The organism is Sporosarcina sp. SAFN-015 (assembly GCF_059415085.1).
The window spans coordinates 144,488-159,132 of sequence record NZ_JBPFDR010000003.1; the positions used below are offsets into that span (position 1 = coordinate 144,488).

17 protein-coding genes are annotated in these 14,645 nt (G+C 42.9%); all 17 read right to left on the reverse strand.

Features of this window, described 5'->3' with window-relative positions:
* Positions 1-79: 79 nt before the first annotated feature.
* Positions 80-526: a nucleoside-diphosphate kinase gene (gene ndk / locus ACR65H_RS06485; protein WP_440499346.1), complete on the reverse strand. Its 447-nt coding sequence runs from the start codon at positions 524-526 to the stop codon at positions 80-82.
* A gap of 88 nt (positions 527-614) precedes the next feature.
* A complete protein-coding gene (locus ACR65H_RS06490; protein ID WP_440499347.1) occupies positions 615-1,589 on the reverse strand; it encodes a polyprenyl synthetase family protein in 975 nt (324 codons plus the stop codon).
* 25 nt (positions 1,590-1,614) lie between these two features.
* Positions 1,615-2,310, reverse strand: coding sequence for a demethylmenaquinone methyltransferase (locus ACR65H_RS06495; RefSeq protein WP_440499348.1), 696 nt, complete (start codon positions 2,308-2,310; stop codon positions 1,615-1,617).
* 18 nt (positions 2,311-2,328) lie between these two features.
* Entirely contained in the window at positions 2,329-3,063 is a 735-nt protein-coding gene (locus ACR65H_RS06500; RefSeq protein WP_440499349.1) for a heptaprenyl diphosphate synthase component 1, read from the reverse strand.
* Positions 3,064-3,109: 46 nt separating this feature from the next.
* A complete protein-coding gene (mtrB, locus tag ACR65H_RS06505) occupies positions 3,110-3,331 on the reverse strand; it encodes a trp RNA-binding attenuation protein MtrB (protein WP_440499350.1) in 222 nt (73 codons plus the stop codon).
* Between the two features lie 71 nt (positions 3,332-3,402).
* Complete coding sequence (gene folE / locus ACR65H_RS06510; protein WP_440499351.1) at positions 3,403-3,966, reverse strand: GTP cyclohydrolase I FolE; 564 nt, start codon at positions 3,964-3,966, stop codon at positions 3,403-3,405.
* Between the two features lie 231 nt (positions 3,967-4,197).
* Positions 4,198-4,470: an HU family DNA-binding protein gene (locus ACR65H_RS06515; protein WP_037561579.1), complete on the reverse strand. Its 273-nt coding sequence runs from the start codon at positions 4,468-4,470 to the stop codon at positions 4,198-4,200.
* 364 nt (positions 4,471-4,834) lie between these two features.
* Positions 4,835-6,313, reverse strand: coding sequence for a stage IV sporulation protein A (spoIVA, locus tag ACR65H_RS06520; RefSeq protein ID WP_440499352.1), 1,479 nt, complete (start codon positions 6,311-6,313; stop codon positions 4,835-4,837).
* A 97-nt stretch (positions 6,314-6,410) separates the two neighbouring features.
* A complete protein-coding gene (locus ACR65H_RS06525) occupies positions 6,411-7,133 on the reverse strand; it encodes a YphF family lipoprotein (RefSeq protein ID WP_440499353.1) in 723 nt (240 codons plus the stop codon).
* On the reverse strand, positions 7,130-7,336 hold the full coding sequence (locus tag ACR65H_RS06530) for a DUF2768 domain-containing protein (protein WP_440499354.1): 207 nt from the start codon (positions 7,334-7,336) through the stop codon (positions 7,130-7,132). The genes ACR65H_RS06525 and ACR65H_RS06530 overlap by 4 nt, the downstream gene beginning before the upstream one ends.
* Before the next feature lie 30 nt (positions 7,337-7,366).
* On the reverse strand, positions 7,367-8,386 hold the full coding sequence (locus tag ACR65H_RS06535) for an NAD(P)H-dependent glycerol-3-phosphate dehydrogenase (RefSeq protein ID WP_440499355.1): 1,020 nt from the start codon (positions 8,384-8,386) through the stop codon (positions 7,367-7,369).
* A gap of 14 nt (positions 8,387-8,400) precedes the next feature.
* The gene (der, locus tag ACR65H_RS06540; RefSeq protein WP_440499356.1) at positions 8,401-9,711 is read right to left on the reverse strand and encodes a ribosome biogenesis GTPase Der; all 1,311 of its coding nucleotides are present in this window, start codon (positions 9,709-9,711) and stop codon (positions 8,401-8,403) included.
* Between the two features lie 306 nt (positions 9,712-10,017).
* Positions 10,018-11,157 carry a 30S ribosomal protein S1 gene (gene rpsA, locus ACR65H_RS06545; RefSeq protein ID WP_440499357.1) on the reverse strand — a complete coding sequence of 380 codons (1,140 nt, stop codon included), beginning with the start codon at positions 11,155-11,157 and terminating at the stop codon, positions 10,018-10,020.
* An 80-nt stretch (positions 11,158-11,237) separates the two neighbouring features.
* On the reverse strand, positions 11,238-11,819 hold the full coding sequence (locus ACR65H_RS06550; RefSeq protein WP_440499358.1) for a lysophospholipid acyltransferase family protein: 582 nt from the start codon (positions 11,817-11,819) through the stop codon (positions 11,238-11,240).
* Complete coding sequence (cmk, locus tag ACR65H_RS06555; RefSeq protein WP_440499359.1) at positions 11,816-12,496, reverse strand: (d)CMP kinase; 681 nt, start codon at positions 12,494-12,496, stop codon at positions 11,816-11,818. The genes ACR65H_RS06550 and cmk overlap by 4 nt, the downstream gene beginning before the upstream one ends.
* A 104-nt stretch (positions 12,497-12,600) precedes the next feature.
* Entirely contained in the window at positions 12,601-13,239 is a 639-nt protein-coding gene (locus ACR65H_RS06560; RefSeq protein WP_440499360.1) for a flagellar brake protein, read from the reverse strand.
* Positions 13,240-13,334: 95 nt separating this feature from the next.
* Positions 13,335-14,621, reverse strand: coding sequence for a PepSY1/2 domain-containing protein (locus ACR65H_RS06565; RefSeq protein ID WP_440499361.1), 1,287 nt, complete (start codon positions 14,619-14,621; stop codon positions 13,335-13,337).
* Positions 14,622-14,645 lie beyond the last annotated feature (24 nt).

Here is a 14,645-nt window from a genome sequence, read left to right on the forward strand (position 1 = left end):
GCGAAACCACATTGCTGATATTTTGATTTACTAAAAAAACAGCCCCGCATTTGACTGCGAGGCTGTTTGTGAGAATTTATTAGTTGATCCAGCTTACGATTGATTTGTCATAGCTGACAAGCTCTTCTTCTTTGAAGAAAAGATTGATTTCACGGACTGCAGATTCTGGTGAATCTGAACCGTGGATGATGTTTTTGCCGACAGTTACAGCGAAATCGCCACGGATTGTTCCAGGAGCAGATTCCTTAGGATTCGTCGCACCCATCATCAAACGTGCTGTTGAAATAACGTTTTCACCTTCCCAAACCATTGCGAAAACTGGTCCAGAAGTAATGAAGTCTACAAGCTCCCCAAAGAAAGGACGCTCCTTATGTTCGCCGTAATGTTGTTCAGCAAGTTCTTGGCTAATTTGCATCAATTTACCACCGACCAATGTGTATCCTTTGCTTTCAAAACGGCTTACGATTTCACCGATCAAGTTACGTTGAACGCCATCAGGTTTAACCATTAAAAATGTTCTTTCCATTTATAAACACTCCTTCACATATGTATGGAATTTTCTCCTTACTGATCGTACCACTCGGATCACAATCTTTCAACTAGTATCCTTATGCTCAGAACTTTCTTTTTCCAAGGAAGTCAGCAATTTGCAAAAGTGCTTTCTTCGCATCATTATCCGGCAAAGATTCCACTTCCGCAATCGCTTTCCTCAAATACATATCACTCACTTGCTGTGATTTTTCGATAGCGCCGGATTTGCGAATGTAGGCGAGCATCTTAACGCGCTCATCTTCCGTTAACGTTCCTGCGAAAGAACGTTTCAAAAAGGGTTGGAATTCTGGTTCATCTTTTATGTATAATGTCGGCAAAGTCAAATGCCCATTCAACAAGTCGCTGCCTGCAGGTTTACCGAGCTTTTCATCTGTCGACGTAATATCCAAAATATCGTCAACGATTTGGAATGCCATCCCTGCAAAGTAGCCGAACCTTTTTAACTTGCCCACGACATCAGGACTAGCGTTAGAGACGAGGGCACCTAATTCACAGCTAGAAGAGAGCAATAATGCTGTTTTCCTTTTAATACGCCGCAAATAGTCACGGAATGTTTGATCTGTTTTTTGTTGGTATTCAAATTGAATAATTTCACCTTTACAAATCTCCAACATCGTTTTAGCAAGTAGTTGGTGTACTGCAGATATTTCAATTTCTCCGATGGAAACGAGCGCACGCGAAAAGATATAGTCGCCTGTATACATAGCAATCCGGTTATTCCATCTTGCCTTTACCGTTTCAAAACCTCTACGAAAATCCGAATTATCGATGACGTCGTCATGTACTAACGATGCCATATGGATCAATTCCAAGGATACAGCTACTTTCGCCACATTCTCCATTGAATATTCACCGAACTTGGATGAAAGTATGACAAATATAGGGCGGATCCTTTTTCCACCTGCCCTTAATAGCAGGAGGGAAGCTTGTCGAATGACCGGGGAAGAGGAGTCGACGGATCTTTCAAGTTCCTTTTCAATGAATGACAGATCTTTTCGGAAATCTGCGTAAAGCGACATTAACTTCAATTTCTCCAAGACGATTACCTTCCCCTACTTGCAATTATTTGAACGCGATGTGCCCTGCTGCAGCTCCACCGCTATACTTCTTATAAGATACTTCCCGAAAACCTGCATCTACGAACATTTGTGCAAGCTGCTTCGTTCCTGGGAAATCATCTGCCGACTCTTGAAGCCAAGAATACTCTTTATAACTTTTCGCAAAGAGCTTCCCGAAGAAAGGCATGATATATTTAAAATAAAAACGGAATAATTGACGGTATACCGGAATTTCAGTTTGTGATGTTTCCAAGCAAGCTGCCATTCCACCTGGTTTCAATACGCGGTTCATTTCCTTAAGAACTTGTCCATAGTCAGGAACGTTGCGCAGCCCGAATCCTATCGTAACATAATCAAAACTGTTATCAGGAAAAGGCAATTCCATCGCATTCCCTTGGATAAGGTCGATCATAGGATAAGCGGCGACTTTAGGTCTACCGGATGCAAGCATGCTTTCACTGAAATCAAGTCCGACAACTTTCCCTTCCGGCCCGACTGCATCGGCTAATGCAATTGTCCAGTCCGCTGTGCCACAGCAAACATCCAAAGCACTCGATCCTTTTTGCACATTCATTCGAATCATAATATCATTTCGCCATTTTTTATGTTGATTGAAGCTAATGACAGAATTCATCTTATCGTAATCAACAGCAATTTTCTCAAAGACGTGATGGACTTTCTCTTCCTTTGATGTCCCCATGAGTCTTCCCTTCTTTCTCTAAATAGGCTTGCCTAAAAGCGGAGCTGCAAACCTATGGATTTCCTGTCTTAAAAACGGGTTCAGAAACTCAGCTTCCGCAAGCTGTTTATGCAACCTCGTTGATAATTCAGAAATAGCATATTCCATATCAGCCTTTTTAATCCTTTTTCCTGTAGAAGCTTGATCAATCGCAGGATCTTTTTTCAACTTCCTGAAAAACCAAATGAGCCCCAAAGCTGTTTCTGTAATTTTTGAATATCTTGAAAAACCATATGTTCTATGGAATTCAACGATACATCCAGATTCTATGCAAATCCTCGAGTCGATCAGCATTTCAATTCCATCAGTTTCCTCCATTAACAGATTCGTTTTTGTCTCGTTAATGTATCCGATCATTTCTGACAATGATGTAATGAAATTGAAATCTGGAAGCGATGATAATAAACGATAGTGAATGCCGCTAAAATGATCCCCTGAAAGGACCATTAGCTGCTGTTTTCTTGAAGTGGCGTCCAAGATGTCCACTCTGTCATGCATGTCGAAGGCCGCGTGTACAGCGCCCACTGCAATCGCAGATATATTCAGCTCGGAGGTCCATTCCTCATCATTTAAAAACGGTAAAAGGAGGAAGAACGCCTTCGCTTCGTCAAGTGGCATCTTCCCAAGATCCCGATTCACAACAGGCTCTTGTATGGAACATTCGACTTCGCTTATATAATTTTGAATATATCGATTGATAGTTTGTCTGTCCATCTACGGTTCTCCATTCAAAGACCAAGTGAATAGTGGTCCAGTATGACTATTCTTTCCCTTCGCTGTAGACAATACCATGCGCCGAGTGGATTTCGGCTTTTCCGCGAATTTTCATGGCGGATGTATGCTCAGTGAATTGGGCAATCATCACTTCCCCACGATCCAATTTTTCGGTGTGATGGAATTTCGTATCATTGCCTCTAGTCAGCCCAATGACGTTCACTCCGTCTTCTTGTGCTTTGATCATGATAAAATCAGGTTGTGACATGTTTTCATCTCCTGTCATCCATATACATCCCATCATATCATAGAAATGAATTGATCCGCAAAGGCATCAGATCACTTCAGAAGAGACAGAATTTCTGCTCTTTTCACATCGTCATGCTCATAAATTCCACGAGCGACTGTTGTTACTGTTTTAGCTCCCGGCTTTTTAATGCCTCTCATCGTCATGCACATATGTTCCGCTTCAATAATGACATAGACTCCTATTGGATTCAGCATGTCCATCATGGCGTTCGCAACGCTGGATGTGATTCTTTCCTGTAGTTGTGGACGTTTCGCAGTTGTTTCAACAGCTCTAGCTAATTTGCTAAGTCCCGCAACGACTCCGTTACGTGGTATGTATGCGATATGTGCATGTCCGAAGAATGGAACAAGGTGATGCTCGCACATCGAATGGAACGGAATATCTTTCACTAGAACCACTTCGTCATGGTTTTCATGGAATACCGTTTCAAAATATTGCTTGGGATCTTTATGTAGTCCATCAAAAACTTCTGCATACATTTTCGCGACCCGTTTCGGGGTGTCGAGCAACCCTTCCCGTTCGGTGTCTTCCCCTATTGCTTCTAGGATCATCGAAACGGCTTTTTCTATTTTACCGAGATCCACTTCAGTCATACAGACTTCCTCCTTATCGCAATCTAATCCTATACCTTCAAAGATAGTAGCATACTCGTACGAATACGTACAGTAAACGCCGTTACGAAGAACGGCGTTTGCGAGCACAAGCGCAGCGTTGCGAGCAAGAATTATGGCAACACTCGCAGATATTGAGTGCTAACATAAAAGGAGCCCGTCCACATTTATGTCATGAGACATTGCGGAGGGGCTCCTATGTAAACTTAAAGATTACTTAACAGCATCTTTAAGCGCTTTACCTGCTTTGAACGCAGGAACTTTGCTTGCTGCGATTTCGATTTCTTCACCAGATTGTGGGTTACGCCCTTTACGAGCAGCACGCTCACGTACTTCGAAGTTACCGAATCCGATCAATTGTACTTTATCACCATTAGCAAGTGTCGATTGGATTGTATCGAATACAGCTTCAACCGCTTTAGTAGCGTCTTTTTTCGTCAAACCTGCCGCTTCGGCAACTGAGTTGATCAATTCTGTTTTGTTCACACCATTCACCTCCTCTCAAAGGATGTCGTCCGCTTTTTAAGGTCCAGCTACGGGCGCCAAAGGCTCGGGGTCATAAGTCAAAGCTGCTCTGTGGCAAAAAGCGCCACGACGCATCTCCGCCTTATGCCTGTCGCCTCTAGGCAGGCGCCCTCCGCTTTTCTTTACTGTACAAAGAGTAACACACTCAAAACCGCGGTGCAACAATATTATCAACGTTTATAAGGGTTTTTCGGTTAATTTTAGCAAAAAAATAAAAGACCCGTCAAAAACGGATCTTTTTCTAAGAAAACGTTGTATTTTACTTGACATTTCAAGCTTTACGCCTCTTAAAACAGGTCGATGGCATACTCCTAAAAAATCTATCTTACACGATAAATGTAATCATGCCCTTATTGCCGTCATTAACCATTTGCTCAATCGTTTCTCTAAGTCTTTTCCTTGCGTTTGGCGGAACTGAAGACGTTTTGAATCGGATACTCTCTTTCATCACTTCGTGCAATGGCGTGCCGAAGAGCTGCGTTTGCCAAAGGGCATCTCTATCATGCAGATAAGCGTTCTTCAATTCCTTCAACAAGTGGTGACTATGGAATTCAGAGCCGATTAACGGCGAGAATTCTGCGTCCATGTCAATGCGGATAATATGAAGGGATGGTGCCGACGCCTTCATGCGGACGCCATAGAAATTCTCTTGCTTGATGAGTTCCGGCGGCGATGGTTGGAAATCATCGATTGTCGGCAATGCGACTCCATAACCGCTCTTCTTGGCGGTTTCGATCGCTTCCGAATACATATCATATGATTTTTTCGCTTTGACAGCATCTTTGACAAACAGGAGCCAATCTTTTTTCGTTTTCAATTCTTGTTGCATGATGTTTTCGCAAACTTCACGGAATGCCTGTTCATCCATTTCAATATTGACAGTCGCTTTCCCTTTCCCTGCGTCTACATCGACGACTTCTGCATGTCTGACGTATTTTTCATCTTTCAACCGCTCGGCAAGCTCTTGTACTTTCCGGATTTTCGATGCAACGAGAAACCCTTCATTAATGACATTGTCAATCGCTGAATTCAATTCGTGGTCGGACCCCAGCACGTCCATCCAATCAGGCTTTTGCACTTCGATGTCCGTAATTGGGAATTCATAAAGTGCTTCCTTTAGAATTAATTGAATCTCTTGTGCATTCAGTTGGTCGGCACTGATTGCTATGACGGGTACTCCATGTTTTTCATGCAGCTGTTCCTTCAGGGCAGCTGTCTTTTCATGAGCAGGCATTTTGGAGTTTAAGACAATGACAAACGGTTTGCCGATTTCCTTCAGCTTTCCGACGATTTCCTCTTCAGCCACCTCCGCAGCCGCTCTTGGAATATTGTTCACTGTCCCATCCGTCGTTACTAAGATGCCGATTGTGGAATGGTCTCGAATCACTTTGTCCGTTCCGATGCGTGCGGCTTCCTCAAAAGGAATCGGTTCATTATGCCAAGGAGTATGGACATATTTTGGACCATCCTCATCCTCATATCCTTTCACTCCATCAATCACATAACCGACGCAGTCCGCAAGCCTTACTTGGAATGATAGCTCCCCCTCCCCGATCGAAACTTGGGTGCCTTGTGCTGGAACGAATTTCGGCTCAGACGTCATGATGATCGGACCTGGTGAGCTTTGTGGCAATTCATCCTGTGCTCTTGCCCTATCACCTGCATCCGTCATATTCGGTATGACGACCTCCTCCATCACTCTTTTAACGAAAGTCGATTTTCCCACACGAACAGGGCCGACCACACCTATATAAATATCCCCGTCCGTTCTCCTAGCCAGATTTTCATATAACTCCTCTTTCATACTTAGCCCTCCTTTTTTCGCGCATATTAGTTTATGTAAACGAAAAACGTTTCATGCTAAAAATGCATGAAACGTTTTGATTTCCCTATGATGTTTATTATTTCTTCTTCATAAAAATCGGTTCGTTTTTTTCATTTACTGTGTATGGCAAGGAATAAGCTGGCAAAATCGGATTCGAATCCGCTAAAAGATAACGGATGTCCTCTCCTTCTTTTACATCCGGTTTTTGCTCTTGCAAAATCCTGTTCAAGTCGATGGAATAGTCAACATAAAAATGTCCGTCCCCACCTACGACAATCGGAAGCAAAGCGTCTGAATAGGGGCTTTCAACTTTCAAAGGCTCCTTGAATCCCATCGCTTCAAAATCAATTTCATACACGTTTTCCCCTACAGGATCTTTGAAAGGGAGCTTCCCATTAATATGTCTTCTTAGATTCAAATCACGTATGCGTTCGGCTATTCTCAAGTCGACAAGTTTAACAGTCGGGTTTTCCTCGACATCCATAAGAACATATTGATAAATACCTCCTGTTTCATAGGCGTTGGAGGGGATTTTTTCAGTGTATGCCGGTACGATCTTGGAAAATTCGATCGGGTACTTTATGTACATATCAGTTTCATTTTCCCTCGTCTTGATTGGAAGAAGTCCACCGGTGTTTTCCTTAAATGAATTGACTGCTTTTTGAACAGCATCAATTTGTTCTTCATATGGATTTTCTTGTGCTGCTTTTTCATCTTCCGGATACAAACATCCCGAAAGCACAAGGGAAATGGCTGATACCAAGAAAAACAAAGTGATTTTTTTTCGGATCATTTTCATCTTGCTCCCCCAGTCGGCCCGCTAAACACAAGGTATACCATTGCAAAAAATGAGAATATCAATAAAGAATAAGCGATAAGGGCAAATAGGAATTTTACTAATCTATTTGATAGCTTATGTCTGCTCAAATAAATGAGTCCCATGGAAATTGCCATGAAACCCATTGCGTAAAACGACAGCCACATTTTATCTAATGAGGACAAACGAATCATCCTTTCATGTCTCTGAACACGTTATTTAAAAAATATATCCTCTATTTCCTGTTTTTTCATCCGGCTCATAAGCTGATCGACAGCTTCCTTCGGCGGTACATTATCAAAAAGGATTGAATACAGTGCTTCGGTCAACGGCATCGACACACCGTATCGCTCGGAAAGTTGATGGGCAGCTTTTGTGGTACGGACCCCTTCAATGACCATTCCCATACCTGAAATCACTTCATCCAATGACTTTCCTTGACCTAATAGATTGCCGGCCTTCCAATTCCGCGAATGGACGCTTGTGCAAGTTACGATCAAGTCCCCAAGACCTGTCAAACCCGAAAACGTTAGCGGATTCGCTCCCATCTTCATGCCGAGTCTTGTGATCTCTGCCAACCCACGCGTAATAAGCGCTGCTTTGGCATTATCCCCATAGCCGATGCCATCTGAGATTCCTGCAGCAAGGGCGATGACATTCTTCAATGCAGCCCCTATTTCAACACCAATCAGATCATCATTCGTATAAACCCGGAAATATTGATTCATGAATAGGTCTTGTACGCGCTTTGCTGCTTCACTATCGAAGGAGGCAGCCGTAATTGTCGTCGGATGGCGAAGGACAACCTCTTCGGCATGGCTTGGTCCTGAAAGTGCGACGATTGCCTGTCGATTGTCCGAGGAGATTTCCTCTTCAATCACTTCGGAGATTCGTTTTAATGAATCCGGCTCAATTCCTTTAGAAACATGGACAATCAACTTTGGATTACTGACAATCTTATCAATATCTGTACAAAGATCCCGAATCGCTTTCGTCGGAACTGCAATGACGATCATATCGGAATGATTGACTGCCGCTTCCAAGTCCGAGATTGCTTTCAAATTAGCTGGCAATGTTATGCCTGGCAAATACGAAGCATTCGTATGCTGGTCATTGATTTCAGCGGCTTGTTCAGCCCTTCTCGTCCATAGCAGGCAATCATGTCCATTTTCTGCAAGGACAAACGCAATTGCGGTCCCCCAGCTTCCTGCCCCGATTACTGACACTCTTTCCAATATCTTCACCTCATTTAACTTCTAGCTCGTGTTATAAGTCGGATTGGTGTCCCTTCAAACCCGAATGATTCTCTTAGACGATTTTGTAGAAAACGTTCATAAGAAAAATGCATCAATTCCGGTTCATTGACAAACACAATGAAGACCGGTGGTTTAATCGCCACTTGCGTCGCATAATAAATACGCAGCCTGCGACCTTTATCCGAAGGGGCTGGATTGCGTGCGACTGCATCTTCGATTACTTCATTCAAAACACTCGATTGGATGCGCATTGCATGGTTTTCACTAATCATTTTAATTTGATCGAACAATGTTGTGACACGCTGCTTCGTTTTTGCTGATACGTAGGCAATTGGCGCGTAATCAAGGAAGAGGAAGTTTTTACGGATATCTTCCGTAAAACGATTCATCGTTTTATCGTCTTTCTCGATAGCATCCCATTTATTCACTACAAACATGATGCCTTTCCCAGCCTCTTCTGCATAGCCAGCAATACGCTTATCTTGTTCGCGGATCCCTTCCTCTCCGTTAATGACGATCAAGACGACATCAGACCGGTCGATTGCTTTCAACGCACGCAACACGCTGTATTTCTCCGTATTCTCATACACTTTGCCTTTTTTCCGCATGCCTGCTGTGTCGATGATCTTGTATTTCTGACCTTCGAACTCATAAGAAGTATCAATAGCATCCGTAGTCGTTCCGGCAACGTCGCTTACGATAACCCTGTCTTCTCCAAGAAGTGCGTTAACGAGCGATGATTTACCTACGTTCGGCCGACCGATCAGTGAAAAGCGGATGACATCATCCTCTTCGATTTCTTCACCCGGTTCCGGGAAACTTGCAGCAACAGCATCGAGCAAATCACCAAGGCCGATTCCATGAGAGCCTGAAATTGGATACGGGTCGCCAAAACCGAGTGAATAAAAATCATAGATCATATCACGCATATCCGGATTATCGATTTTATTCACCGCTAACACGATCGGCTTCTTCGTTTTGTACAGAATTTTAGCAACATGCTCATCTGCATCCGTCACACCTTCTCGTCCATTCGTCAAAAAGATGATGACATCCGCTTCGTCAATCGCAATTTCCGCCTGGAGCCTAATCTGTTCCAGGAATGGCTCATCCCCAATATCAATACCGCCAGTATCAATCAAATTAAAATCATGCGAGAGCCAATCTGCCGAACTATATATCCGGTCCCTCGTTACGCCGGCCACGTCCTCTACAATCGAAATTCGTTCTCCAACGATACGGTTGAAGATGGTAGACTTTCCTACGTTCGGCCTTCCAACGATCGCTACGGTTGGTTTATTCATAATTAAAACACCCTTCCAGTATATCTCTTGTGTATTATACAGAACAAAAGCGCAGGGCGCCAGCCTAGTCCCGACAAGAGCTGGAGGACATGCCGGAAAGGCGCACTTTGCCTTTTTGGCGGCAGGAAGGCAGTCTAAGACCGTCGCTTCCTGCGACAACGACTGCATGACCCGCATCGTGCGGGCCCAAGCGACTCGAGACTCTGACGCACGGAGTCTAGACGCACAAAAAAGGGATGATGCCTATGTAAGCACCATCACCCATACAGTTGTGTTTCATTCGTTTGTTCGATAATTTGACAAATATTACTCAGTGAACTTTTTCAACTGATCTCCGATGACATCGCTCAAGGAGAAACCTGTTTCTTCTTTCATTTCATAATCACCGTATGACTCGGTTTCTTCCTTCTCGAGAAGATCTTTGATGCTAAGGGAAAGGCGCTTCTCTTCCGCATTCACATCGACAACTTTCACATCAACTTTTTGACCTTCCTCCAACACTTCATGCGGCGTACCGATATGCTGATGGGAAATTCGAGAAATATGGACAAGGCCTTCCACTCCAGGAAATACTTCGACAAATGCGCCGTAGGAAACGAGACGTTTCACAGTACCTTCAAGTATTGAGCCTCTTGGCGCTCTCTCTTCGATGTTTTCCCACGGTCCAGGCAATGTTTCTTTAATTGATAATGAAATCCGTTCTGAATCGCGATCGACCGAAAGGACTTTCACTTTCACTTTTTCGCCTTCTTTCAAGACATCGGACACCTTTTCGACATGCTCATGGGAAAGTTGTGAAATATGAACCAAGCCATCGACTCCGCCGATATCTACGAAAGCTCCGAAAGAAGCGATACGCTGAACTGTTCCTTCAAGCACTTGACCTTCTTTCAGTTGTTCAAGCACTTCTTCTTTCTTGTTCGCCTTTTCCTCTTGTAGGACAGCACGATGAGAAAGGATAAGACGATTTTTTTCCTTGTCCATTTCTACGATTTTAAATTCCATCGTGCGGCCTTTATAATCTTCAAATGATTCAACAAAATGATCTTCTACAAGTGATGCCGGGATAAAACCGCGAACGCCGAGGTCGACAACAAGTCCACCTTTTACGACATCCTTCACTTCTGTTTCAATAGTTTCTTGATTATTGAATTTTTCCTCCAAGGAATCCCATGCATTTTCCGCATCGACTTTCCGTTTGGAAAGGACATAATTTTCATCTTCCACTTTCGTGATGATCAATTCAAGTTCATCACCGACTTGTACTGCGTCAGAAGCCTTTTCAATGTGCAGACTCGATAGTTCACTGATGGGGATGACACCATCAAAAGGCGCTCCAGTAATTTCGACTAAAACGGATTTGTCTTCGATTTTTGTGACTTTTCCAGTGACGCGGTCACCTTCTTTATATCCGTTCAATTCATCTAAATTCATTTCTTCAGTCATATGTAGTCCTCCTCCATAATGAATCCTATCTCTATATTATTCGAATCGATGCATAAAAACAAAAAATTACCCTTATCAATTTATTTATGTTGCTCCAAAAGGTTGCGGATTTCGTTCATGATCACTTCCGTCACTTCCTCCGCAGATGCCTTCCTTTCGCGGTAAGGAGCCATCTCTATCGGCTTGCCGTAGACTACCTTTAACTTACGGAATGGCTTATACGGCCCTATGATTGCACAAGGCATTACGTCTGCATCGCCTTTTAACGCAAAGAAGCCCGCACCAGCAAGCCCCTTTCCAAGCTCTCCAGTCTTGCTTCTTGTCCCTTCAGGAAACATGCCGACAACTTCGCCGCCACGCAATAATTTCAAAGCGGTTCTGAATGCTTCCCTGTCACTCATCCCCCGTTTTACGGGAAATGCGTTTACTTGAGGAAGAATAGTTTTCAAGATAGGAACTTTGAAAAGTTCTTCCTTCGCCATGAAATGAACAGTTCTCGGACAAGTAATACCGACAACAGGTGGATCAAAATTATCTATATGGTTCGTGCAGAGAAGTATCCCACCTTTTGTAGGGAAATTCTCTTTGCCTATTACTTTGATCCTGTAAAGGGGATAGAATATCGTACTAACGAGAGATTTTCCAAATGGATATAGATTCATCGTTCCATCCTCATTTCCGCGAGCTCTATCACTTTGTCGGCGACTTCTTCGATGGACAACGACGTCGTATCGAGTAGGACTGCATCCTCCGCTTTCTTCAAAGGAGACACTTTCCGTTCACTGTCAGCACGGTCGCGCTGTTCGATCTCTTCTTTCAGACGGCTGAGCGATGAATGGATTCCACGCTTTTCATTTTCTTGAAAACGCCTTTCCGCCCTTTCATCGACTGAAGCAGTCATGAAAATTTTCAAATCAGCGTCGGGTAAAACTGCTGTGCCAATATCACGACCGTCCATGACGACACTTGTACCTTTCGCAAGGTCCCTCTGCTTATCCACCATTAATTTCCGGACTGTTGAATGTGCAGCTACTTTGGATACGGAAGCAGTCACTTTCTGTGATCTAATTTCGTCAGAACAATCTACTCCGTCGATCAATACAGCTTGGCCGCCATTATTATCGGGAATTAAAAGAATTTCAGTTTCCTCGAGTAACTTCGCCAAATCGTGATCACTATCCATATTTATGCCAGACTGAATTGCTTTATGCGTCAAAGCGCGATACATCGCCCCTGTATCGATATAGGTGTAATGTAATTTTTGTGCAATCTTTTTTGCAATCGTACTTTTACCTGCAGCTGCAGGTCCGTCAATTGCAATGATAAAACCTTTTAACATATCATCTACCCCCGAATTCAATTCGAAAACATTGTACCATATTCAGCTTTTTAATAGAAAAGGGAAAAGTCCTGAACAAACAGGTCTTTCCCCTAAGTAATCCTTTACTTTGCATTTCTTGCCTGCAATTGCCTTTCAAAGCAAAATCGGATGATGTTCTGCCTATCTGTCGTATCGATTCCGGAAAATTGCATAGAGGCAATCCGCCTTTCATCCTTTTCCCAAATTCGCACCGCTTTCGCTTCAGTTCGAATATACTTAATATCATCATTGACAAATGGCAATACAATTGTCAACTCAACAGTTTCAACCTCGTCAAAAGAATCCGCTTGACCGATATTCAGTGCAACACCGCCAGCGCTTATATCTTCCGCTACGAATTGTTGAAAGAAGCCTCCAAAATCGACAGCGACATCAATGGCAGTTTCCACTCTGACAAATTCACGTCTTTGTATTTTGATTAATTGGTCATCACCCGGATACGTCAATTTCAACATCGGAATTCCATTATTCACCCTACCTGTCACTTCAGCACGAAAAGCATAAGACATTTTATTCTCAATGAAGGAGACTAGTAACTGAGTCCCATCCATGAAGAATGCGGTTTTGCCCGAATCGATATGGGCCGGGTAATCGATCATGACAAAGCCATCTCCAAAATCGACCACTTTACTTTTAAACTTGTCACCGCGTTCGGTGAAATCCTTATCGATTGTTAAAGTCGCACCAATTGAAAGCCGCATTGGATTACACCTACCTTTAAATAGATATATCTATTATGTCATGAGTAGGCATAAATTCCAATATTGAATTTCAGACCATTTGAACTACGTTCGTATCATTCAAGCTTTTCCGTTTTGATCACTTCGAAAGTTTCGGTATCAACGATAACATTGTATGTTCCAGTATGGCCATGTTCATCACGAGTGACTTTTAAATAATGAGCCAGTCTTTGTTCTAGTCTTTCATTTTCCACATAAGCGAACTCATCTTGTACGATTTGTACATCTTTATGGAAGAATTCATTCCAGTCAATTTTCTTGATGGACTGTCTATGCAATTTCTCTTTCCGGATGTATTCTGCAGCGTTCAAGCCGATAATATCTCCTGTATCCTTTGCAAGTTTCAAATGGATAACGTCTGAAAACACTTTTGCATCGTAAAACGGATCTTTCCTTACAAATACAAAATGCCATGATGTGCTGTTCTCTCTCGATTCTTCATAGACGAGGTCTTTATAACCAGCAGCCTTTAGAAATTCCGACGCGCTTTGTTTAATGTCTTCAAATGGAAGAGCCTTCTTGCCAAATGGCCTTTCGGAAAGATAAGAAAGAACATGACCGCCTTTTTCGGTAATGTCGATATAGCCGATGGATTCACCATCGGAGAATCGTATATGATAGAACGGATACGGAGATCCTGGCTTACTCTTTTCCACACCAATCACATCGTTAGATACTTGGGGAAACAAAGTCTTGAACCGCTCTACCGCTTCTGCTTGCGTTACTTTCGCTTCATCAATATTTTTTAATTCCTTCTTTTTCATAGCATCCGACTCACTAGCTGTGAGTGGGAAGTCCGCTTCTGAATATTGTTTAACGGAAGCACCCATACCTGACCAATTGGAATCATTTTTTTCCGAACTCAACCGATTCGTCCATTCTTTCATCGAATATTGACCGTCAATAAGCCCTGTTGTCGCTACTCTCCATTCATCTTGCATTACTCCTAAATTTTTTGAGGCTTGTGACATTACATTGTAATATTCATCTGGGTCCGATAGTCGATCCGCTTCTTTTGCATAATTACCGACCCTCCCAAGATAGTTCATCCAAGATGTCGAAAAACTCGAATCTAATGGGAGCGATGCAACAGAGCTCTTAATATCGGAAGAGAGTCTCCAAATATTCTCCCTCGCCTTTTTCGATCCCTCTGAATTATTGAATAGAAGCGTTTGTTTCACTGCGGAATTAAGTTCATCCAGCTTTTCCGAAGCTTCCGCCATTTGGTTTGCATATTGGTTGGACAATACGATGGCTAACTTTTGATTTTCTTTCGCTTCCGTAAAAGCGAAGACGGAAACGACGACTAACGCATAGGCAAGCACAAATATTATTTTTTTCATAGTTAATATAACAGCCCTTCCTTA